Origin of the sequence: Haloarcula sp. Atlit-47R (assembly GCF_003665985.1) — an archaeon.
Classification (GTDB): domain Archaea; phylum Halobacteriota; class Halobacteria; order Halobacteriales; family Haloarculaceae; genus Haloarcula; species Haloarcula taiwanensis.
In genome coordinates, this window is the sequence record NZ_QPLQ01000001.1 from 1,399,692 (window position 1) to 1,421,046 (window position 21,355).

The 21,355-nt window shown below is 63.7% G+C and carries 27 protein-coding genes; 13 read left to right on the forward strand and 14 right to left on the reverse strand.

The features are described from left to right. Positions 1–27: 27 nt before the first annotated feature. Positions 28–201: a DUF5786 family protein gene (locus DVK00_RS21635; protein ID WP_004516474.1), complete on the forward strand. Its 174-nt coding sequence runs from the start codon at positions 28–30 to the stop codon at positions 199–201. Here the strand turns inward: DVK00_RS21635 and DVK00_RS07320 are convergent. The 3 genes from DVK00_RS07320 to DVK00_RS07330 all read right to left on the reverse strand — a co-directional run bounded on the left by DVK00_RS07320 (position 188) and on the right by DVK00_RS07330 (position 2,917). Next, on the reverse strand, positions 188–922 hold the full coding sequence (locus DVK00_RS07320; RefSeq protein ID WP_121512054.1) for a hypothetical protein: 735 nt from the start codon (positions 920–922) through the stop codon (positions 188–190). The two genes, DVK00_RS21635 and DVK00_RS07320, sit on opposite strands and share 14 nt — an antisense overlap. Continuing rightward, positions 919–1,857, reverse strand: coding sequence for an NAD(P)H-binding protein (locus tag DVK00_RS07325; protein ID WP_121536073.1), 939 nt, complete (start codon positions 1,855–1,857; stop codon positions 919–921). The genes DVK00_RS07320 and DVK00_RS07325 overlap by 4 nt, the downstream gene beginning before the upstream one ends. Positions 1,858–1,930: 73 nt before the next feature. Then, complete coding sequence (locus tag DVK00_RS07330; protein WP_101351381.1) at positions 1,931–2,917, reverse strand: SDR family oxidoreductase; 987 nt, start codon at positions 2,915–2,917, stop codon at positions 1,931–1,933. Between the two features lie 110 nt (positions 2,918–3,027). Between DVK00_RS07330 and DVK00_RS07335 the strand changes: the two genes are divergently transcribed. After that, a complete protein-coding gene (locus tag DVK00_RS07335) occupies positions 3,028–3,249 on the forward strand; it encodes a hypothetical protein (protein ID WP_101348960.1) in 222 nt (73 codons plus the stop codon). Positions 3,250–3,356: 107 nt separating this feature from the next. Here DVK00_RS07335 and DVK00_RS07340 read toward each other — a convergent pair whose 3' ends face one another. Beyond that, a complete protein-coding gene (locus tag DVK00_RS07340; RefSeq protein ID WP_004516469.1) occupies positions 3,357–3,551 on the reverse strand; it encodes a cold-shock protein in 195 nt (64 codons plus the stop codon). A 160-nt stretch (positions 3,552–3,711) separates the two neighbouring features. On the opposite strand from DVK00_RS07340, the gene DVK00_RS07345 reads away from it, so the two are divergent. After that, entirely contained in the window at positions 3,712–5,439 is a 1,728-nt protein-coding gene (locus tag DVK00_RS07345; protein WP_121577499.1) for an ATP-dependent DNA helicase, read from the forward strand. A gap of 155 nt (positions 5,440–5,594) precedes the next feature. Here the strand turns inward: DVK00_RS07345 and DVK00_RS07350 are convergent, their stop codons facing one another. From DVK00_RS07350 to DVK00_RS07360, 3 genes are all read right to left on the reverse strand, one after another. Then, on the reverse strand, positions 5,595–6,635 hold the full coding sequence (locus DVK00_RS07350; RefSeq protein ID WP_101348962.1) for a class I SAM-dependent methyltransferase family protein: 1,041 nt from the start codon (positions 6,633–6,635) through the stop codon (positions 5,595–5,597). Next, positions 6,628–7,764: a 60S ribosomal export protein NMD3 gene (locus tag DVK00_RS07355; protein ID WP_121577500.1), complete on the reverse strand. Its 1,137-nt coding sequence runs from the start codon at positions 7,762–7,764 to the stop codon at positions 6,628–6,630. The genes DVK00_RS07350 and DVK00_RS07355 overlap by 8 nt, the downstream gene beginning before the upstream one ends. A gap of 84 nt (positions 7,765–7,848) precedes the next feature. Beyond that, the gene (locus DVK00_RS07360; protein WP_101348964.1) at positions 7,849–8,742 is read right to left on the reverse strand and encodes an NAD(P)-dependent oxidoreductase; all 894 of its coding nucleotides are present in this window, start codon (positions 8,740–8,742) and stop codon (positions 7,849–7,851) included. Positions 8,743–8,870: 128 nt separating this feature from the next. On the opposite strand from DVK00_RS07360, the gene htpX reads away from it, so the two are divergent. The 3 genes from htpX (at position 8,871) to radA (ending at position 11,651) form a co-directional block, all read left to right on the forward strand. Next, on the forward strand, positions 8,871–9,749 hold the full coding sequence (htpX, locus tag DVK00_RS07365) for a zinc metalloprotease HtpX (RefSeq protein ID WP_101348965.1): 879 nt from the start codon (positions 8,871–8,873) through the stop codon (positions 9,747–9,749). A 102-nt stretch (positions 9,750–9,851) separates the two neighbouring features. Beyond that, complete coding sequence (locus DVK00_RS07370; RefSeq protein WP_101348966.1) at positions 9,852–10,469, forward strand: hypothetical protein; 618 nt, start codon at positions 9,852–9,854, stop codon at positions 10,467–10,469. A 132-nt stretch (positions 10,470–10,601) separates the two neighbouring features. Further along, complete coding sequence (gene radA / locus DVK00_RS07375) at positions 10,602–11,651, forward strand: DNA repair and recombination protein RadA (protein ID WP_101348967.1); 1,050 nt, start codon at positions 10,602–10,604, stop codon at positions 11,649–11,651. 421 nt (positions 11,652–12,072) lie between these two features. Here radA and DVK00_RS07380 read toward each other — a convergent pair whose 3' ends face one another. Together DVK00_RS07380 and DVK00_RS07385 are read right to left on the reverse strand one after the other, a co-directional pair. Further along, the gene (locus tag DVK00_RS07380; protein ID WP_101348968.1) at positions 12,073–13,125 is read right to left on the reverse strand and encodes an aldo/keto reductase; all 1,053 of its coding nucleotides are present in this window, start codon (positions 13,123–13,125) and stop codon (positions 12,073–12,075) included. A gap of 24 nt (positions 13,126–13,149) precedes the next feature. After that, entirely contained in the window at positions 13,150–14,163 is a 1,014-nt protein-coding gene (locus tag DVK00_RS07385) for a CPBP family intramembrane glutamic endopeptidase (protein WP_101348969.1), read from the reverse strand. A gap of 131 nt (positions 14,164–14,294) precedes the next feature. Between DVK00_RS07385 and DVK00_RS07390 the strand changes: the two genes are divergently transcribed. The 4 genes from DVK00_RS07390 (at position 14,295) to DVK00_RS07405 (ending at position 17,125) form a co-directional block, all read left to right on the forward strand. After that, positions 14,295–15,200, forward strand: a complete 906-nt coding sequence (locus tag DVK00_RS07390; protein ID WP_101348970.1) for an acyltransferase — start codon at positions 14,295–14,297, stop codon at positions 15,198–15,200. Between the two features lie 50 nt (positions 15,201–15,250). Next, positions 15,251–15,958, forward strand: a complete 708-nt coding sequence (locus DVK00_RS07395) for a hypothetical protein (RefSeq protein ID WP_121536079.1) — start codon at positions 15,251–15,253, stop codon at positions 15,956–15,958. Between the two features lie 73 nt (positions 15,959–16,031). Then, on the forward strand, positions 16,032–16,718 hold the full coding sequence (locus tag DVK00_RS07400; RefSeq protein ID WP_053966959.1) for an ATPase domain-containing protein: 687 nt from the start codon (positions 16,032–16,034) through the stop codon (positions 16,716–16,718). Next, the gene (locus DVK00_RS07405; RefSeq protein WP_101348972.1) at positions 16,715–17,125 is read left to right on the forward strand and encodes a hypothetical protein; all 411 of its coding nucleotides are present in this window, start codon (positions 16,715–16,717) and stop codon (positions 17,123–17,125) included. The genes DVK00_RS07400 and DVK00_RS07405 overlap by 4 nt, the downstream gene beginning before the upstream one ends. A gap of 116 nt (positions 17,126–17,241) precedes the next feature. Here the strand turns inward: DVK00_RS07405 and DVK00_RS07410 are convergent, their stop codons facing one another. Continuing rightward, on the reverse strand, positions 17,242–17,529 hold the full coding sequence (locus DVK00_RS07410; RefSeq protein ID WP_080508797.1) for a DUF2795 domain-containing protein: 288 nt from the start codon (positions 17,527–17,529) through the stop codon (positions 17,242–17,244). A 146-nt stretch (positions 17,530–17,675) separates the two neighbouring features. Here DVK00_RS07410 and DVK00_RS07415 point away from each other — a divergent pair, with 146 nt between their 5' ends. The 3 genes from DVK00_RS07415 to DVK00_RS07420 all read left to right on the forward strand — a co-directional run bounded on the left by DVK00_RS07415 (position 17,676) and on the right by DVK00_RS07420 (position 19,236). Further along, a complete protein-coding gene (locus tag DVK00_RS07415; protein ID WP_101348973.1) occupies positions 17,676–18,452 on the forward strand; it encodes a PHP domain-containing protein in 777 nt (258 codons plus the stop codon). Positions 18,453–18,506: 54 nt separating this feature from the next. Next, on the forward strand, positions 18,507–18,671 hold the full coding sequence (locus DVK00_RS21640; RefSeq protein WP_004516452.1) for a DUF6757 family protein: 165 nt from the start codon (positions 18,507–18,509) through the stop codon (positions 18,669–18,671). A 97-nt stretch (positions 18,672–18,768) separates the two neighbouring features. After that, a complete protein-coding gene (locus tag DVK00_RS07420) occupies positions 18,769–19,236 on the forward strand; it encodes a cupin domain-containing protein (RefSeq protein WP_101348974.1) in 468 nt (155 codons plus the stop codon). A 24-nt stretch (positions 19,237–19,260) separates the two neighbouring features. On the opposite strand, the gene DVK00_RS07425 is transcribed toward DVK00_RS07420, so the two are convergent. From DVK00_RS07425 to DVK00_RS07435, 4 genes are all read right to left on the reverse strand, one after another. Next, positions 19,261–19,977 (reverse strand): type 1 glutamine amidotransferase, encoded by a 717-nt coding sequence (locus DVK00_RS07425; protein ID WP_101348975.1) that lies wholly within the window; start codon positions 19,975–19,977, stop codon positions 19,261–19,263. 168 nt (positions 19,978–20,145) lie between these two features. Next, positions 20,146–20,283 (reverse strand): hypothetical protein, encoded by a 138-nt coding sequence (locus DVK00_RS21645; RefSeq protein ID WP_004516449.1) that lies wholly within the window; start codon positions 20,281–20,283, stop codon positions 20,146–20,148. A 74-nt stretch (positions 20,284–20,357) separates the two neighbouring features. After that, entirely contained in the window at positions 20,358–20,543 is a 186-nt protein-coding gene (locus DVK00_RS07430; protein ID WP_101348976.1) for a hypothetical protein, read from the reverse strand. Between the two features lie 6 nt (positions 20,544–20,549). Beyond that, complete coding sequence (locus tag DVK00_RS07435; RefSeq protein ID WP_101351382.1) at positions 20,550–21,344, reverse strand: aldo/keto reductase; 795 nt, start codon at positions 21,342–21,344, stop codon at positions 20,550–20,552. Positions 21,345–21,355: the final 11 nt, after the last annotated feature.

Sequence of the window (21,355 nt, forward strand, 5' to 3'; positions counted from 1 at the left end):
AGCAGCCAAGTTTCACTGTGGTAACCTATGTCGATGGGAGCGTACGACGACGACGAACACGAACGCCGTGAACGCAAGAACAGCGAGGTCGACCTGTCGGAAGACGACGACCGCAGTACATACCACGGGAGCGTCGATTACGACGGTGACGAGTCGACAGAAGAGTTGCTCGACCAGTTCAAGCAGATCAACTCCGACTGACTGCGGCCGTTCTCGACCGATAGCGCAATAGTCCGACAGAGACGGCCGTCACGGCTGTGACGGCTAGCACGTGGCCGACCAGCGCCGCGAGCAGCACCGGCTGATCAAGCACGAATGGCACGAGCACGAGCTGGAGAACGCCAAAGCCCCAAATCTCTAAGTCGGCCCGCATGAACACCCGCGCTGTCTCGGGGTCGAACCGGTAGCGAGCCGACCGCCACAGGCCTGTGACGCTGGCCCACCACCCGGTCCCGATGCGGTAACTCACATCCCAGAGGATGAGCAGCGTCAGATACACGACCAGTACCGGCGGCTCCGACCCGAACAGCCGGTTCAGCAGCGGCATCGAACTGACCTGCGGGTCGAACACGAACAGATGGGTGAGCAATGCGATGTACGCAAGGACGGACAACACGACTTCGACGTTCGAGGCGAACAGCAGCGCACGGTAGGTCGGTGGCACGTCGATACGCCGGATGAGCGTGCTGATCCGGAGCATTTCTGCGCTTCCGATGGTGGCGACGAACACGACGACCGTTCCAGCGATTGCGGCGCTCCAGACCTCGTAGTACCACGACAGGGCGATGATGGCAACCTCGAAGACGAGGAGCTGAATCGCCATCGCTGCCCACGTCGGGAGGCGAATCCCCGGCAGCGCGCCGATGATGCTCTCATACACCCACGTTTCGCCGTACTCGGGGCGGGCGCTGTCGCCGCTCATCTGCCAGCACCACCCGTGGCCGCGGCCGCCCGTGCCGCGTCTCGACTCCGCGACTCGCTGAGGGCTAGCCTGACCGCATCCGCGAACGATGTCGGGTCCACGGCGAACTGTGCCTGTGCAGCCTCGGTGTCTGCTACCACCGGCGTTTTCAGCCCGTGGATGAGCGGGCGGGCGACGCTCGATGGCACGTCGGTCATGAGGGCGACCCAGTACGCTGATAGTTTCGGCGTCAACACCGGTATCGGAACGATTGTCGGCGCACCGGTCCCCATGAGTCGGCCCGTCTGTTCCAGAATCTCAGCGTATGTCAGCACCTCCGGCCCGCCGATTTCGTAGGTTTCACCCGCCGTTTCCGGCTTGTCGAGCACGTCGACCAGGTACGAGACGACGTCATCGATAGCGATGGGGTGGCAGTCCGTCCGTACCCAGCGCGGTGTCAGCATCACGGGCAGTCGCGTCGTTAGCTCGCGTATCATCCGGAAGCTCGCCGAACCCGCGCCGATGATGATGGCCGCCCGGAACGTCGTCAGGTCGTATTCGCCGTCCCGGAGAATGAACTCGACCTCCCGGCGCGACCGGAGGTGTTTCGACAGCGTCTCGTCGTCCTCTCCGAGGCCGCCGAGGTAGACGACGCGGTTGACGCCGGCTTCGTCGGCTGCCCGACGGAAGTTCCGTGCCGCCCGTCGGTCTCGCTCGGCGTAGTCGCTCCCGGCACGCATCGAATGGATCAAATAGTACGCGACATCGACGCCGTCGAGGCCGGCATCGAAACTGCCTGCGTTGAGCAGGTCACCTGTCACCACGTCAACGCCGTCTGGTGGAGTGTACTCGCTCGGGTCGCGAACGAGCGCGCGGACGCTGTGACCGGCCGCGAGGAGCGCCGGGACGAGATGGCTCCCGACAAACCCCGTTGCACCGGTCACGAGCACATGCATACCCTTCCTGCAGGACGGGACGAGGTTAAAACCGTGGCCTGTTCGGTTGCCGTTGTGTCAGACTGCCTTCGATTCAGGACTGCCGAACGAGCGGCTCGTACCAGTCGCGGTTGTCCCGATACCAGTCGATGAACTTCTCGACGCCCTCCCGGATGGTGTGGTCCGGGTCGTAGCCCAGCAGTTCCTCGGCACGGTCGGTCGCGGCGTGGGTGTGTTCGGCGTCGGCGTCGTGGCGTTCTTCATAGACTAGCTCGAGGTCCGGGTCGATCTGGTCGCGGATCTCCGTCGCGAGCGTCTTGATCTCGATGTTGTCCGTCGACCCGATGTTCACGGCCTTACCGTCGGCGGCGTCTTCGTGTAGCAGCGTCATGTTCGCGTCGATGACATCCTCGATATAGGTGAAATCACGCGTTTGCGTGCCGTCACCGTAGATGACCGGCGGTTCGCCGTTGTGACACCGCGAGACGAAGTTCGAGATTGCCATGTTCGGGCGCATCCGCGGGCCGTAGACGGTGAAATAGCGGAGGGCAACGGTGGGGAGGTCGTACACTTCGCTGTAGGCACAGGCGTAGCGCTCGGCGGCGAGCTTCGACGCGCCGTAGGGCGAGACCGGTGTCGTCGGATGCTCCTCGTCGTAGGGCAGGTACTGCGGCTTCCCGTAGACGGAGGAAGAAGAGGCCATCACGAACCGTTCGATGCCTTCGTCGCGGCAGGCGTCGAGGAGGTTCAGCGTGCCGTCGACGTTGACCTCGTCGTACTTTCGGGGGTTCTGCACGCTCGGGCGGACGCCGGCCTGTGCGGCCTGATGGTAGACGTAGTCGGCGTCGGCGACGAGGTCCCTCACCAGCTCCGCGTCACGCACGTCGCCCTCGATGAACTCGTAGCTTCCGCCGCTGTTCCGGGCGGCTTCCCGCCCCGCTTCGACGTTATGCTGCTTGATATCCAGATCGTAAAACGGGTCGCGGTTGTCAAGTACGACCACGTCGTGGCTGTCGGCGGCGAACCGCTCTGCTAGATGACCACCGATGAACCCGGCACCGCCTGTGACCAGTATTTGCATTATCCGGATGCTGTCCATCGGACGACAAAAGTATGTCGAGAGTTAACCACACTGAACTGTCCGAAGGAGCCAGCTACCTTAAAGTGTATACAGTACATAAAAACCGGACAGTGGCCTCCAGAGCCTGCGATGGGTGCGATACGAACGTTTCGATAGCTGGCGGCATCGCCAACATCTGGTCGCAGGAGTCCAGACCGACCGAGGGCATCGTCCTCGAACTCGCCGATGACACAGAGCATTTCCTCTGTTATGACTGCATCGACCGGCTACCGGACGATCAAGAAGTGACTGCGGCAGATGTGGCCGCTCTCTCTGCACAGACTGACGACTGATCGTTAGTTCTTGTCTGGATTACTGCGAACCGGCGCTGTCGCTTTTCGAGTAGTTCGATAAGAACAAGTGTCAGATGTGGTCGCCCGAAGGCGACCGAAAATCTGCCTTAGTTGCGGACGACGTTCGTCGCGCGGGGGCCCTTGTCGGCCTGTTCGATGTCAAATTCGATCTCCTCGCCTTCTTCGAGGTCAGGGCCGCCAACGTCTTCCATGTGGAAGAAAACGTCATCGTCCGCGTCCTCAGTCGAGATGAAACCGTAACCGCCTGTGTCGTTGAAGAAATCAACCTTACCGTTTGCCATTGCAAATATACGTACAGGGGGTATATGTATAAGAGTTCCGAGAGTACCAGTACCACGACCGTGTGCCTGTGAACACGACCCACGCTCTCATCTCGGGTAACTGCTGACGCACACTCGGCGACAGGAAAGGTTTAGGCCGCCTCGTCCGTTCCCTTCTCGCGTGTACCCCGCGCGGATCACCGACGAGTTCCCGGCCCCGTCGTACCGGGGCAACCAGAAACAGGCTCTGGCTGATATCCGCGCGGCCTTCGAGCGCGGCAAGGACGTTGTGCTCGTCCGCGCGCCGACCGGCAGCGGGAAATCGCTCCTCGCCCGGGCTATCGCCGGGTGTGCCCGGACCGCTGGCGAAGCTGCCGCCGAGCAGGTCATCGACGCCTACTACACCACACCACAGGTCTCGCAACTGGACGATGTGGCCGAAGATGCCCTGCTGGAGGACCTCTGTGTCATCCGCGGGAAGAACAACTACGACTGTATCCTCCCCGGCGAGACGGACACGCCGGTGAACCAGGCTCCATGCGTGCGCGAACGGAAGTTCGACTGCCAGGTCAAACACCGCTGTCCGTACTTTTCGGACCGCGCTATCGCCTCAAACCGCCGAATCGCCGCGATGACGCTCGCCTATTTCATGCAGACTGCCGGTAGCGACGTGTTCGGGAAACGCGACGTGGTTGTCATCGACGAAGCTCACGGCCTCGGCGAGTGGGCGGAGATGTACGCCACTATCGACCTCTCGCCGGGGACCATCCCGATGTGGAACGATATCGACGTGCCCGAAATTGACGGGCTGGACGAGGCTGTCGCGTTCACGGAGCGCGTCGAACACCTCGCCGAGCGCCGCGTGAAGGAACTACGAAAGAAGGCGGAACTCACCGGCGAGGAGGTGGCCGAGCGCGACTCGCTGAACACGCTCCGGCAGGACCTCGGGTGGTTCCGCGAGGACTACACGGACGCCGAGAGCGCGACGACGTGGGTCGTCGATCAGGCCGACGGCGAGAACGGTCCGGTGACTATCAAGCCGATGAACCCAGAGCGGTACCTCAAACATACCGTCTGGGAGCGTGGCAATCGCTTCGCCTTGCTGTCGGCGACCATCCTCAACAAGGAGGCGTTCTGCGCCAACGTCGGTCTCGACCCCGAGAACGTCGCGCTCGTGGAGGTCGGCCACACCTTCCCCGTCGAGAACCGGCCGCTGTACGATGTGACACAGGGGAAAATGACATACGAGTACCGCGACGACACGCTACCGGACATCGCCCGGACCATCGTTCGTATCATGGCTCAGCACACGGACGAGAAGGGGCTGGTCCACTGCCACTCCTACGCTATCCAGGAGCAACTGAACGAACTCTTAGACGATTTCGGCGTCGGCGCGCGCGTCCGCACCCACGACAAGGATGGTCGGGACGGGGCGCTCGCGGCCTGGAAGCGAAGCGACAACCCCGACGTATTCCTCTCGGTGAAGATGGAGGAGGCCCTGGACTTGGAGGGGGACCTCTGTCGCTGGCAGGTGCTGTGCAAGGCCCCGTACCCGAACACGCGGGACTCCCGCGTCGCCCGACGGCTCGAAGACGACCAATGGGGCTGGTACTACCGGACCGCGCTGCGGACGGTCATCCAGGCCTGTGGCCGCGTCGTCCGCGCGCCCGACGACTACGGCGCGACCTACCTCGCGGACTCGTCGCTACTGGACCTGTTTGACCGCGCCGAACACGACATGCCCGACTGGTTCCGTGCACAGGTCGACCGGCTCTCCCGGCCCGACCTGCCGCGGTTCGCGCCGGACCGGGCGCTGTCGGCGGTCAGTTCGGGCACGAAACGCCGGCACAATCGCTCACGGTCTCGGTCTGGGGACGAAAATCACCCGCTTTCGGACGTGTGGGACTAAAAGAAGGCGAAGGCTAATCCGTAAACCACTGACGACCCGACCATCAGGCCGACCAGAATGATGGCGATAATCTGCTGTCTATCCATACCTCTCCTTGACCGCTGGCGCAATTAGGCGTTACGACCGCCCGTTCGACGCGCCCCGTTACGGACGACCTACTCTACCCGAGCGTCGACAACGACGTGGGCGACGCCCTCGCTGTACTCCTTGACGCGCCGGGTGTCCAGTACCTCGACCGCCCGGTCGGCCTCGGCGGCGGCTGCCTCCAGGCGCTCTATTGGGCGGTCGAACACGAGCGCGTCCGGCGTCGCCTCGTGCATGTGGAGGACGCCGCCGGGCGCGAGCGCATCGAGCGCGCTGCCGAGGTACTCGTGTGCTTCGTAGTAGCCCATCACCACGCGGTCGGCGCGCCCCTCCTCGGCGAAGCCCGGAATGACCTCCCGACAATCAGCCCGATACGGGTGAACCCGCTCGTCTACGTCGTTTAGCATGACGTTCTCGACCAGAAAGCGAAACGCTGTGGGATTGCGCTCGACGGCGGTGACGTTCGCGCCGGCGCGGGCCATCGGGAGGGTGAAGTAGCCGATGCCGGCGAACATATCCAGCACGCGCTCATCTGCCGCAACGACATCGCCCATCCGTGCCCGCTCGGCCTTGTTGCCGGGTGAGAACATCACTTCGGCAAGGTCCATCGCGTACCGGGTCCCGTGTTCGGTGTGGATCGTCTCGGTATCACCGTCACCGGCGATGACCTCGACGCTGGGTTCGCGGTGCTCGCCGGAGATGCCGTGGCGGGCCAGCACCGTCTCTGCCTCGCCGTGGAGCGCCAGTAGCGCCTCGCCGACCTCGGACGGCCGGGGACTGTCGCCGATGTCGACCAGCACGACGGAGCCCAGTACGGCCCAGGAACCGGGTGCGGCGGCGATTTCTGCGTCGGTCCAGCCGCGCTCCCGAAGGTGGTCATCGAGCGTTCGGAGGCGGCGTTCGCCGACCTGGCGGACGACCTCCCGGAACTGCGTCTCCTGTGGCGGTGCCGTCACCGGAACGGCAACGCTGTCGGCGGTCCACTCGGTGATGCTTCTGGTGTCGTCGTAGACGCCCTCGGCCTGCAGGGACTTGATAGCGGCCTGCGAGCGTGGTTTGGCGACGACGGCGGCGAGCCGCTGGTCGCCATGCCCTCCCGCGTCGTCACTCATCGGCGTCCGTCTCGGCCGGGAGGACGTGCAACCCGGCGTGGCTTTTCAGCACCGGCACTTCGTCGGCGTCGGTGTCGAGGTAATCCGGTCGCGGGACGGTCTTGCTCTCGAAGGTTTCGGGGTCGAGGACCTGCACGGCCCGCTCGTCCTCGACAGCGACGAGCGTGGTCGTCTGGGCATCATCGCGGAACCCCAGCCGCTGAGCGTCTGGTGTCTCACCCTCTTCGAAACTCGCCTCGTAGTCCTCGCCGGTCGCCAGCCGGACCCCCTTGAGGTTCCCCTGGACCGACCGGACCAGCACCGGCCCGTCGCCGTCCTCCGGGTCGATAATTTCGCCCTGTCGGTAGCGGGGCAGGCGGACGGCGTAGGTCATCCGATACAGCTCTTGGCCGTCCTCGTCCTCGGAGATGAGACGCCGCGAGTCGGAGTAGGAGCCGCCGAGCTGGGCGGTGATGCGCTTGGCGATGCCAAGCCCCATCTGGTTCGTCGATATCTTCATGTCCAGCCCGTCGTCGACGGACTTGGTCTCGGTGATGAAGGCGTTGCGGTCGCCGGTCTCCTCGCGGGCGGCGATGTACTCCTGAGCTATCTCTTCGGCCCGCTCCCGCTCCTCGTCGGTCGGGTCGCGCCCGTTGGCCCGCACCTGAACGATGCTGGCGAAGGAGCCGCCGGCGATTTTCCCGCAGCGCTTGCACGTCTGCCGGGAGATACGGACGGGGACGGTGACCTCCTCAGTGACCGGCGTCCCGCGGATGACGCCGGAGAACTCGGCGTGCATTCGGATGTTGTTCTTGTCGAGTTGCTCGGGAGCGACCTGCCAGGCGACCGACTGGGCGTCGACGTGAATTCCCAGGGCCTCGCTGACCTGTTCGACGGCGATGTCGGTGTAGTCCTCCGCGCCGATGTCGACCCAGCGGTTCCCCTTGTGGACTGCGCCACACCGGGAACAGACCCGCACCTGAATGGTGTCAGGGGCGTCCACCAGGTCGAACTCCTCGAAGTAGCAGGCGTCACAGAGGACGTGCTCGGAGTTGCGCTGGCCGCCGGCACCCGAAAGCTCCGGGCGCTCGTCGGTGCCCTCCGGTATCTCGTCACCGCAGCGTGGACAGAACTCTCCCGACCGGCTCATTACCGGTCCTACTGTACTGAACCGTTTAAGCCGTGTGTTCCGCCATCGAGATGACGCCGCTGGCAGGCCCGATACCGCCCTCGCCTACTCACCCGTGAGTGTCGGCGCGGTAACGTCGGCGTCGGCGGCCTCACGCCATTCGTGTTCGGGCACCCAGTCCAACAGCCCCTGTGCTTTCGCGGTCGAGAGCGCCGACTGGTCGCCGTCGAGCTTGCACTCCGCGGGAAGTTCGCCCCACTGCTCCTCCACGAGGTCGGCCGTTGGCCGTCCGACGTAGTTCTCGGCGGCGGCGACGTTGAACGCTTCGTGCCCGCCGATGTCGGCATCGAGCGCCGCCGCGACGGCCGTCGCTACGTCACGGACATCGACGTAGGACCAGCAGTTACCCGCACCGTCGGCGAGGTCGCCTGCGGCCACGTCCCGGCAGTTGTACTCGCCGGGGTACTGAATCCACGACGGCCGTATCGAGGCCACGTCCACGTCGTCGCGCCGGACGACCATCTTTGCGATCTCTTCGCCGGCGACCTTCGACGTGCCGTACGGGTCCTCCGGCGCGGTCGGATGTGATTCATCTATCGGGAGATACGCCGGCAGCGGCGTCTCGTCGGCGAAGGCCAGCCCGTAGGCGCTTTCGGAGGACGCCCAGACGACATCTGCGCCGGCGCGACCTGCGGCGTCGATGACGTTGTACGTCGCCGAGACGTTAGTGTCGAACACCCGCGTGCCCGCGTGCCGCTCCGGCGCTGGCAACGCAGCCCAGTGGACGACGGCGTCCGGATCGACCTCGCTGAAGAGGTCCCGAACTTCCACCCCCTCGGTCACGTCGACAGCTTTGAAATCTATGCGCTCTCGCGTCGGAATCTCCCAGCCGGGGTGGTCTAGGTCCACGCAGACGACGTGGTACTCGCCGGCGAGGTGGTCGCAGATCCAGCGCCCGGAGCGCCCGCGCCCGCCAGTGACGGCGACTGTGTCGGTCATGTATCCGATTGTTGCCCGGAGAGTAAATGTGTGTGGACAGCTGCCCCGTTGACGGTCCACTGGCCCGTGCCGTGTGGCGCTTTCCCACGATAGCGAGGTTTTAGAGTGTCGACCGTCTATCAGTGGGTATGGAGTGGCAAACAGACTGGGGGCTCCGTGGCCGGATGGCTCTGACGATGTTCCTGCTGTTCGCGCTGTACATCGTCTTCCTTGGAGCGCTCACGCTGTATTTCAGCAATCTCGCCCTTATCGTGGTCGTCATGGGACTGTTCCTCGGCGCGCAGTTCTTCTTCAGCGACAAGCTCGCCCTGTATTCGATGGGAGCCCGGACGGTCGAACCGGAGGAGTATCCGGAACTCCACCGGACCGTCGACCGCCTGGCCCAGCAGGCCGACCTCCCGAAGCCGAAGGTCGCCGTCGCCGACTCTCGGGTGCCCAACGCCTTCGCCACCGGCCGGTCGAAGAGTAGCTCGGCCGTCTGCGTGACGACGGGCATCATGAATACGCTGGACCAGGACGAACTGGAGGGCGTCATCGCGCACGAACTGGCCCACATCAAGAACCGCGACGTGATGGTGATGACCATCGCCTCGTTCCTCTCGACGATTGCCTTCCTCATCGTCCGATGGGGCTGGCTGTTCAGCGGCGGCCGCGAACGCGGCGGCCAGCAGGTCCCGGTTATTGTCGCCATACTCATCTCGCTGGTCGTCTGGGTCGTTTCCTTCCTCTTGATCCGGACGCTCAGCCGCTACCGCGAGTACGCCGCTGACCGCGGCGGCGCGATGATTACCGGCAAGCCTGCCGCCCTTGCGAACGCACTGATGAAAATCGATGGTCGGATGGACAAGGTGCCAAAGGAGGATATGCGCGATCAGGCCGAAATGAACGCGTTTTTCATCATCCCGATTGACGTCGGGTGGATCGGCCGTCTGGCCAGCACTCATCCCTCGACGGAGAAACGCATCGACCGCCTGCAGGACCTCGAACGCGAACTCGAAAGTCGGTAATTTCCGCTGGCTGTCTGGCTGTTCGAATACGCGTCACCGAACACAGACACCGACTGGTCGAGACGCAAACCACCTTGGTCTCCGGCCCGTAGGGGCTCGCATATGGGACTGCTCGACGGACTCAAGAGCGTCCTCGGGGTGAAAGCCGAGGCCGACGCGACGCGGGACGCCGACCCGGACGACCTGTTCGGGATGAGTACCGCCTACATCACGATGGAAGCCGACTTGGGGTACGAGTCGACCGGCGAGGCAGCGCTGTGTTTCGCCGACGTGGATAGCACGGACTTTCAGGACGCCGTCGACGAGGTCGAATCCATCCTCGACGCCGGAATGGTCGAGACGGGCACGCGGGCGACGTTTGAGACCGACGACCACGGCTACCAGTGGGTTGTGCTCCACGACAACGACTTCGAGGATTTGCTCACGTCGATCCACTTCGCAGCGGACACGCTCGTCGAGCGGCGCTACGGGTCGCGCCTGCTCGCGGCGCTGTTCGCGTTCGAACACACGCGTGACGACCAGACCGTCTACTGGGTGTACTCCTTCCGCCGGGGCGCGTACTACCCGTTTGCTCCGGACCCTCACAACAGCCACGAGCGCAACACGTCCGCGGAGTTCAAACTGGACAGCAACCTCAGCGACGAGATCACTGTCGAGGGCGACAAGGAGTATTGGTATCCACTGTGGCCCGACCGTCCCGGCTACCACCCCTGGGAGTAAGTCGGCTCGCTCTTTCCCTTTCACATCTAAAACTCCCGATTCCATTCCGTATTATCCCGCTGCCGTCCTACACTTTCACTTTCACTCTGGTGTTAACGAGGCTTTATACCCACGGACGCACAAGCCACGTCTATGTCCGCAAGTGAGGACCTCGAAGAGCTGCCGGGTGTCGGTCCGGCGACAGCAGAGAAACTCGAAGACAACGGCTACGACTCCTACCAGGGAATTGCGGTTGCCTCTCCCGGCGAACTGTCGAACACGGCCGACATCGGCGAATCGTCGGCAGCCGATATCATCCAGGCAGCTCGTGAAGCGGCCGATATCGGTGGTTTCGAGACTGGATCGACGGTACTCGAACGCCGCGAACAGATCGGGAAGCTCTCCTGGGGCGTCGACGAGGTCGACGACCTGCTCGGCGGCGGCGTCGAGACCCAGTCCATCACCGAGGTGTACGGCGAGTTCGGGGCCGGTAAGTCTCAGGTAACGCACCAGCTCGCCGTCAACGTCCAGCTCCCCGCCGAACACGGCGGGCTGGAGGGAAGCGCCATTTTCGTCGACTCCGAGGACACGTTCCGCCCCGAGCGTATCGAACAGATGGTCAAGGGCCTCGATGACGAGGTTCTGGCCGACACGCTGGTCCTCCACGGCGTCGTTGAGGAAGCAGACGACGCTGACCCCACCGACGACGACCAGCTCGACGCCCTCGTCTCTTCCGTGCTGGAGAAGATTCACGTCGCGAAGGCGTTCAACTCCAACCACCAGATCCTTCTCGCCGAGAAGGCACAGGAAATCGCCAGCGAGAGTCAGGACGAGGAGTTCCCCGTCCGCCTGCTCGCCGTCGACTCGCTGACTGCTCACTTCCGCGCCGAGTACGTCGGGCGTGGCGAACTCGCCGACCGGCAGCAGAAGCTCAACAAGCACCTCCACGACCTGATGCGCGTCGGTGACCTCAACAACACTGCTGTCGTCGTCACGAACCAGGTCGCCTCGAACCCGGACTCCTTTTTCGGCGATCCGACCCAGCCCATCGGTGGCAACATCCTCGGCCACACTTCCACGTTCCGGATGTACCTCCGCAAGTCCAAGGGGAACAAGCGCATCGTCAAGCTCGTCGACGCGCCGAACCTCCCGGACGGCGAGGGTGTCATGCGCGTCGAAGAGGACGGCCTGCTGAACGAGTAGTCCAGATCCGGCAGTCACGGCTCGCCGACTCGATCGACTGCAGAGCGTTTTCTCCAGCGGCCTTTGACACCTCCGACAGCTTTTTCCCGGACTAGTATGTGGACTGGTCCCGCGACTCGAACCCCTTCGTTTCATCTCGAACCGACTCCCGTCTGGCGTCTTGCGGCTGTCAGACGCACCGTGGTGAATGTGAAACTTCAACACCCTAACCGCAGGACGGCGATACATCTCCTGTTGAAACAGGGGGGTCGTAGCCGGGAATCAGCAGACGGCTGTCCGGTCGTCGATGTTTGCAGAGGGTACACCGTCGACTGGAGATTTCAGTGCCCGCTCCTCGGTGGTCGGACGATGTGGAAATCAGGTGCGCAGCGTCAAATCAGTCGCACGTCTGCCCGTGCGTCGGCGCTCCACCGCCTCGCCGTCAGTCCCCGGCAGATTTCATGCCGGTGTCTTCGAGGTCCGCACCGCCGACCGACGAGCGTAGAGCGTCCATCCCGTCGTCGCGGTCGATGCCGAAGTTGTCCCGGTACAGGTCCTGCACGCGGTCGTACTCCTCGTCGCTGAGCGGCGGCGTGTCAGGCGCACCGGCCCACTCGTCGATGTCGGCGTTTGTCCGGAACGTTGGGGTGACCGACGCCACCTCGTCGTTGTACAGGAGCCACTGGATGGCGGCCTGTCCCATTGTCCGCTCGCCGTCCCGCTCTAGGAAGCGGATTTCCTCGACTTTCTCCCAGCCGGTCTCGTACCACTCGCTGGGTCGGTGCGAGCGGTGGTCGCCCTTGCCGAGTTCCGTCTCGGGGGTCACCTGCTCGTTCAGCAGGCCCGAGGAGTGCGGGACACGAGCGAGTACCGACGTATCGGCGTTCTGCTCGCGGATAGTGTCGATGAAGTGCTGGCCGGGAGTCTGCTCGAAGAGGTTGAAGACGGTCTGGAGCGCGTCGAACTCGTTTGCGACCGCGGCGTCGCCCTCAGCGAGCCAGCCGATGGAGGGGCCAAGCGCCCAGCCGATGGCCTCGACTTTGCCTTCCTCGCGGAGTTCGTCTAGCGCTTCCAGTACGTCCTCGTCGACCTCGTCGACGTTGGCGTTGTGAAGCATCAGGAGTTCGACGTGGTCCATGCCGAGGCGGTCGAGCGAGCGGTCGACGGCGGTGTGGACCCACTCGGGCGTAATCTTCTTCGGGAGTTCGCCGTGGCCTGCCTGTGGGTTGTTGTAGAAGTCGTAGCCGATTTTCGTCGAGACCGTCACCTCGTCGCGGTGTTCCGCCAGCGCTTCGCCGATTATCTCCTCGCTGTCGCCGTGGCCGTACACGTCGCCGGTGTCGAAGAAGGTCACGTCCTCTTCGAGCGCGTGCTGGACCATCTCGACGGCGTCCTCGCGGGTGCGGTCGCCCCACCAGTCCGTCCCGACGACCCAGGCACCGAACCCGACTTCCGAGACCTCGACGCCGGAGTTTCCGAGTGTCGCGTATTCCATACCCGACGTAGCGGCGCTGTCCACTTAGCCGTCTTGGTTTGCCGTGTCGGACCGCGTTCGAACCCGGAGCTGTGGGGTCGCAATGTCGTCAAGCAACTCGACCGCGCCGTACTCGCGGTGGACCCACCAGTACAGCGCGGCCCCGCCAACGCCGAGCAGTGGAATGGCGATGAGTCCCCCTTCGGGACCGAACCCGCCGCCGGTCACGAGCGCGGGGCCGGTTGCGGTCGTCGAGAGCATGGCGACGCCCATCCGGAGGCCGCTGACTGGGAAGCCAAGCAGTGCCAGCGTGTAGTTCCAGGCGACGTGGAAGCCGCTGGCGACTCCGAGCCGCCCGGTCAGGACGTAACACGCACCGAGCAGGAAGCCGTAGAGAGTAATGTTGGCCACACTGAGCAGCGACGCGCTGGGGTTTGTCCAGTGGAGGACACCGAACAGTGCGCCCGTCAGCCCTGTCGCCGCGATGATCGCGCCTCGCTTACCGACCCACCCGGCGAGCCCCTCAGCCGTGTTTGTCAGGAGATATCCACGGACGAGCACCTCCTCGGCAGTTGCTTGGACGAGGAAGAACGCCCCCAGAAGGATGACGGCGACCGGTGGCCCGAACGCAGTCAGCGGAAGCGGTCCGCTGTCGACGGTTGCGAGGGCGACGCTGACCTCGGCGAACCCGACGGCCACCTCGACGAGGAGGACGAGCGTGGGCAGCCCCGCCCCGAGCGCGAGGCCGAACGCCGCGTCGCGCCACCACTGCCCGTCGAACCCTAGGCCGTAGTCCCGGAGTGTCCGCCGGTCGAGCAGATAGCCGATTACAACAGCGATGCCGGTTCCGGCAGCGAAGAGCGCAATCTGGCGCGTGACTGCGACCGCCGGCGTCATGCGCACTACCGACGACACCACCGCGACCACCCCTGAGAGGAGTACGAGGCCGAATCCGGCGAGAAACAGCCACACCGTCACCCGCCACGGCGCTCGCAGCCGGCGCTCGGCGGGATTGACAATGTAGCGCCGTATCTCCATGATGAAATCCGACCTGACCATGCCGTCGTCTGGGACGGCGTTGTCTTAACTGTGGCTTGCTCGCTGTGCCACTTGGTGCCGTGACACGGATGTTACTGGGTAGGTTTCACGTAACGGAAACCCCTATCTGCCCGCGAAGCCACGTACTCGACATGACGAAGCGTCACGTGTCGCTGCCACCGCTCGCCGAAGAGGGGCTCAGGGCGTTCATCGACGAGGTCGACGAACGCCTCTCTGGTGACGAGGACACCTGCGACGTTGTCACTGACGTGCTCATCGACCTCCACGGCGACCGAGAGGCCTACGAGCGCTGGCAGGACGGCGCGGATATCTCCCCGGCCGAGCGGGTCCGGCTCCAAGGGTATGACCCCTGTAACACGACCCTCGAGAGCGAGTACTACGCGGAAAAAGACGAGGAACGGTTCAAACGCTCGAAGCACCTCCAGTGGCTCTGGCGGCAGTTCGACGCGACGCCGATGGCGGACAACGTTGAGTTCGCGCTCCGGTTCCGGCGGATGCTCGCCGACCACCTCTTTGAGTCCTGTGGTGAGGGCTGTCGATTTTTCAAGGGTATCTCCTTTACCTACGGCCACAACATCGAGATCGGTGACAACGTCGTTGTCCATGACGACGTTCATCTGGATGACCGTGGGAAGCTCACTATCGGCGACCGCGTCTCCATCTCCGATGACACCCACGTCTACAGCCACGACCACGACGCCGTCGACCAGACCCACGTCGACAACTACCACACCATCATCGAAGACGACGTGCGCCTGACCTACGACTCGATGGTCCGGGCCGGCGTGAAGGTCGGGGAAAACGCCATCCTTGCAGCAAAGTCTATCGCCGGGAAGGACATCCCCGCCCACCACATCGCTGCCGGCACGCCGGCGAAATCCCTGACAGTCAAGGACGGCTGGGAGTCCGTTGCGGAGCCAATCGAAGGGGCGAACGTCGACCGCCGTGCCGAGCGGCAGTTGTCGTACGACCTCCCCGACGACCTCGACAAGTTCGACGAGTTCCAGCGGACTCTCTCGCCGCCGGACCGAGAGTAGGTGTCAGCACGCGCCGTCATCCCTTTTGTTACACCCGACGACGGTTACGTATGCGCAGCGTCGCCATCAACGTCGGAGCTAACACGAACGAACCCGGCTTCCGAGGACCGCTGTTTCCCGACGGCTCCTTCGAATACGTCCCGATTCCCGAGTCGGAGCCGACCAGCGAGCCAGTGCCGACTTACGCCGACCTCGACCTGGGGACTGACGTCTCCGCGGTGGCCGACCGGCCGGTCCACTTCGACCCGGAGTTCCCCGAGGCCGGCGGCGAGCGCTACACCTACGGCGACGAACACGGCGTGAAGGCCGGCCCGCTCTCGGGGCTGTCGGCCGGCGATTACCTCTTTTTTTACGCGACGCTCTCGACCGTCGGCGACGCGCCGGCCTGGGCTCCGCCAGAATGGGGCGCGTATGTCATCGGCCACTTCCGCCTCGTCCGCGACGCGGTGACCGGCGACGAGTACCGCGACCTCTCGCCCGAGGACCGGGCCCAGTTCGCCTCGAACGCCCACGTGAAACGGGACCCGTTCGACGCTCGCGTTCTCATCCGCGGCAATGCCGCCGAGTCACAACTGTACAACACAGTGGTCCCGCTGTCGGCCCCGAGCGGCGGCACCGACGCGAACGAACTGGTCACCGAACTGTCGTCCGACTCGGGGAAGGGGCCGTGGTGGCGACGGCCGATGCGGTTCGACGAGGCCGGCACGGAGCGACTGCTCGAACTGGCCGATAGCAACCCCAGCGCTATCGAACGCTGACGCAGCCGAATGAGTTATCACCGGTGAAAATAGAATGTGAAAGCATATGTCCAGACGGACTCAGATAGCTGATATGCGTCTCTCTAGTGGGGTCCCCGGATTCGATGAACTCATTGAGGGGGGCTTACTTCCGAACCGTCTCTACGTGGTCAGCGGCCCGCCGGGCAGCGGGAAGACAACGTTTTGCTCACAGTTCATTACACAGGGCGTCAAGGAGGGTGAGACGTGCCTGTACGTGACGATGCACGAAACCAAGTCGGAGTTGATGCAGGACATGGCCGGCTACGACTTCGGTTTCGACCGGGCCATGCAATCTGACGCCATCCAGTTCCTCAACCTCGTCACCGAGAGCGGGAAACGAACTATCACGCAGTTCGGCAGCGAAGGCGGTCTGACGAACCGACTCGTCGCCTATATCAGACAGAACGATATCCAGCGGGTCGTTATCGACTCGACGATGCTGTTGCAGCACTTTATGAACGACGTCGAGGACGAGATCACGGGCTTTCTCTCCGCGCTGAAACAGACGGACGCGACGACGCTCCTTATCTCCGAGATGACCGACCCGTCCTCCTACAGTGACGAGCACTATCTCGCCCACGGCGTCGTCTTCTTCCACAATTTCCTCGAAAACGGAAGCATGACCCGCGGCGTTCAGGTTATCAAGATGCGGGGGACAGCTATCGACTGTGACATCCGTGAAATCTCCTTTTCTGACGCCGGACTTCGGGTCAACCCTGATCGGAAAGTGGAGACATGAGCCGCTACGAGCGCGAGTTCGGCACCGACTGGGACACTCTCGACAAGGACGAGGCCACCGACAGGGCCTACGCTATCGGCGTCGCCGAGCGCCTCGGGGAGTTCAATCGCGACGAACTCGAAGCCATCTACGCCGAGATGAACTCGGCGTACCACAAGAGCATGGTCGAACTCGCGTACGACGAAGGTCGCAACGAAGCGAAGGAAGCGGCGGAGGCGACCAGCGCCGACCGGGACGCCGTCTGGGCCGACCTGATCAACGGCGAGAAGACGTACATCGACGAGGCGGACGTGCCGACTGGCGGCCGCGATGGCCTGCCGTCGGCGCTCGATTCGTCGGAACTGCTGGACAGGCAGTCAATCGACAGCACTGACGCCGTCGACAAACCGGACTTTCTCGACCGATAGCCGTTCTATGGTGCGCGCGGCGACTGTCCGAATAGTGCTGCCGCTCGCCTGTGTAAAACCGAAGGAGACGGAAAATCCGTCCAGAGCTGGGGATGACTGCAGGCCGTTCCAGGCCGTTAGAAGGAGACCTGGTCCGGTCCGTCTTCGCCCATGCAGATCGGGTCGCGGTCGGAGTAGCCCTTCCGGCCGATGGCCTTGCTCGACACACCCGAGAACGCTGCGAACTCAGCGTCTTCCGCGCTTTCGAAGGTTTCTGGGGCCGATCGGCTGAGTGCGTCGCCCAGCCGTTCGGTGCCGTTTGGCAGTTCCAGTTCCATGTCGCCGTCGCTCTCGATGATTTCCTCCGCGGAAATCGGGTAGTCGTACGATTGGAAGGCGTCCGTCGCGTTGCTTAGCATTCGCATATCTACCGAAAGTTCATGGTTCCTAATAAACCTTCACTATAGATAATCATAATATCCCTTAATGCGTATAAGGAACCCACGTTTCGTGTGGTCACGACACATGGTCTAATCAGAAGCGGCTTGCTGTTGGGAGGTGTGGACGTGGTATGGTCGTCGCTGACTTGCACGTACACACGACTCGCTCCGACGGGACGCTCACGCTCGATTCGGTCCCGGCCGCCGCGAGACAAGCGGGTGTCGAGGTTGTCGCCGTTACGGACCACGACCGCCTCCAGCCTGCTCTCGACGGTCCCGTCACCGAACGGGACGGTGTGACGCTGCTCCACGGTATCGAACTCCGCGTCGAAAGCGAGATACAGCGACTGGACCTGCTGGGCTACGGTGTCGACCCGACCGACGAACTCCGGGTCGAGTGTGCGCGCATCCAGCGGAACCGCCGCGAGCGCGGCGCGCGCATCATCGAGTGTGTCGAGGACCGCCTAGGCGTCTCGCTCCCCGTCGAGCCGCGTGACGGCCTCGGTCGTCCCCACATCGCCAGCGCTATCGCCGAGGTGTCGGACCACACCTTTCAGTCCGCGTTCGACGACCTCATCGGCGATGACTGCCCCTGTTATGTCGCCCGGGAGGTCCCGTCGTTCGAGCGCGGCTGTGCGTTGCTCTCGGACGCGTGCGGGCTGGTCGGCCTCGCGCACCCGTTCCGCTACCGGGACACTGCGGCCGCGCTGTCCACGTGTGCGTCGCTCGATGCCGTCGAACGGTGGTATCCGTACGGCCGAGCGGTCGACAACGGTCTCGTCGACGACGCCATCGAGCGGCACGGACTGATTCCGACCGGCGGCAGCGACGCCCACGGAGAGACACTGGGCGACACTGGTCTGGGCGCGGCCGCCTGGGACCGGGTCGAAACAGCCCTCGGTGTCTGACAACCGGCAGACGGAACCCGAGGGTTCAATGTCGTGCGGGACTACTATTCGAGTATGCAGTGTCACTACTGCGACCGTGAAGCCGACATCGCCGTCGAGAACGACGGCGTCAAGGTCGGTGTCTGCAAGACGCACTTCCGTGAACAGATGGCGGAGCTGGAAGACGCCGACTGGCTCGAAGACCTCGACGAGGAACTCGACATCGACCGACGCGAGTGACCGACGCTCCGTTTTGCTGCTTCTGCTGTGTCCCCCGCGTCTCCGCTGTGACCCACTCTGACTAACCGTTAAGGACTGTCCCCCGTACATGGCAACTATGGAGAAAGTCAGTATCGACGCCGTCGAATCGCGGATGGGGCCGGCGTCGGTCAAGCGGGCGCTCGCTGGTCCACTTGGCACCGACAATATCGCGTTGAATCACTACGAACTGGCACCCGGCGAATCCTTCGGCTTCGGCTACCACCGCCACCCGGAACAGGAGGAAGTATTTATCATCCAGTCGGGCACGGCGACGTTCGAAACGGAGGACGGTGATGTCCGCGTCGCAGCCGGAGAGGCGATCCGCTTTGCGCCCGGTGAGTGGCAACGCGGCCACAACGAGGGCGAGGAGCGTGTCGTCGCGCTTGCGCTCGGCGCACCACAGGAGATGGGCGATACGGATATGCTTCGACACTGCGAGGAGTGTGGCGGTCGCACGCACAACTACGTCGAGATGACGGCCGACCGGGACGCGCTCGTGACACGCTGTGCGGAATGTGACGCAGAAACCGGCCGGTTCTCGTAGCGCCACTGCGGCGAAGCCGGTCGGTTAGTCGTCGGCAGCGGTGGTAGCGCCGGTCACGTCACCCGCGTAACGCGCAGCGAACTCGGTGAAGTTGTCGAACAGCTGCTTGGCCTCGCAGGCGGCGCGATAGTTCGCCTCGGTGACGCCGTCCAGTACCGCTTCGATGCGCTCGTCGGCGAGCTGGTCGTCCTTGCCCTTCGTCACTGTCTCGGCCGTCTCGGGGTCGTACTCGGGGTGGAACTGCACCGAGAAGACGTTCTCCTTCCGGAACCCGTGGATGCCGTAGTCGTTCTCGGCGAACGTGGTCGCGCCCGGTGGCACCTCGGCGACGCGGTCCGAGTGCGTCGTAAAGACAGTGAACGACTCGTCGACGCCGGCGAGCAGTTCGTTCTCGCCATCGTGGTCGACCGTCCGGTAGCCGATCTCGTACTCGTCCATCGGCTCGACGGTGCCGCCGAGCGCATGTGCGAGCAACTGGTGGCCGAAACAGACGCCCAGGAACGCGATGTTACGGTCGACTGCGTCCGTGACCCAGGATTCGAGTTCACGGATCCATGGTTCGTCCCAGTAGACGGACGCGCGGCTGCCCGTGACCAGACAGCCGTCGAACGCGAAGGTGTCGGGCAGTTCGCGCTCGGTCACGTCGTATTCCACGAGGTCGGCGTCGAGTTCCCGCCGAAAGTTCCGGCGGTTGTCGCCGCCGTCGTGGGCTGCGTTCAGCAGGGCGATTCGTGGCCTCATTACCAGTACGGAGCAGTTCGAATCGTAAAAACGTGCGTACCGACGGCAGTGATTGCCGCTCACAGTGACGGGACATCGGCGTGTCGAAGCGCCCGCTGGCACAGCGGCTATCAGGAGCAACTGACCACTCAGAATCGTCCCGCTACGGGTTGACGACTGCGATACGTGTTACGTCTGGTCCGCTTCCGGGTTGTTCGTCCGCCGATAGGAGCCGACCATCTTCCACAGCGTGTCGTTGAAGTCGTCGTTGTTGGCCTCGCTCTCGATCTGCCGGTACAGGTTTTCCGAGACTTCGATACGGGGCATCAAGCGTGTATAGAGAGCGGGAGTAAATAAATCTCCGCTGACACGGAATCGAGTAAAAGCTTCAACGCACCCCTCTAGGGGCCGTATAACCATTTGGCACCGAAAGAGACGAACCAGGCCATCCAGATGCAAAAGACGATCAGCCACGTCCCGTACTGGATCGTCGGGTCGGGAATCAGCACGTACGCCACGACAAGCAAAACGGCGATGCTTGCCGCGGCCGTGGCGTCCCAGCGGTCCAGTGCGGGCGGTTCGACCATCGGAACCTATTGCGAGATACCGTAGGTGTCGTTGTCCCAGTCGTAGACACCGGTATCGTAGACTGCCTGCTCGCGTTCGATGGCATCGATGCGCTCGTGGTCGGCGGCGTCGAGGTCCCAGTCGAACAGGTCGCAGTTCTGGCGGACGTGCTCGGGCGAGGAGGACTTCGGCAGGACGACCACCTCGTTCTCGACCGCCCACTTCAGGACGATCTGAGCCGGCGACCTGTCGTATTTCTCTGCCAGGTCCTGAATGACATCGTCCGCGAACACTTCCGTTCGACCCAGTGGCGCGGCGGCCTCAACGACAGTGTCGGTGTCGCGACAGAACTCGACCACCTGGTCCTGCGTGTTCCAGGGATGGTACTCGATCTGATTGACAGCGATAGGCACGTCGGCGACATGCTGGGCGGCCCCGAGCTGGTACGCGCTGAAGTTCGAGACGCCGACGTTGCGGATCTTCCCCTGATCGCGGAGTGTGGCCATCGCGTTCATCGTCTCCCGGATGGAGGTTGCGGGGTTGGGCCAGTGGACGAGATACAGGTCGAGGTAATCAGTCCCAAGTCGGTCCAGCGACGCCTCACAGGCCTCGATGACCGACTCGTAGTCGAGATGCTTTGGCAGCACTTTTGATGTGAGGAACACGTCCTCGCGGTCGTAGTCGGCGAGGGCCGCGCCGATTTCGCCCTCGTTCTCGTACCCTTCGGCCGTGTCCACGTGGCCGTAGCCCGCGTCGAGTCCGGCTCGAACGGACTGCTGAACGGTGTCGCCGTCGATGTCCCACGTCCCGACGCCGACCATCGGCAGTTCGT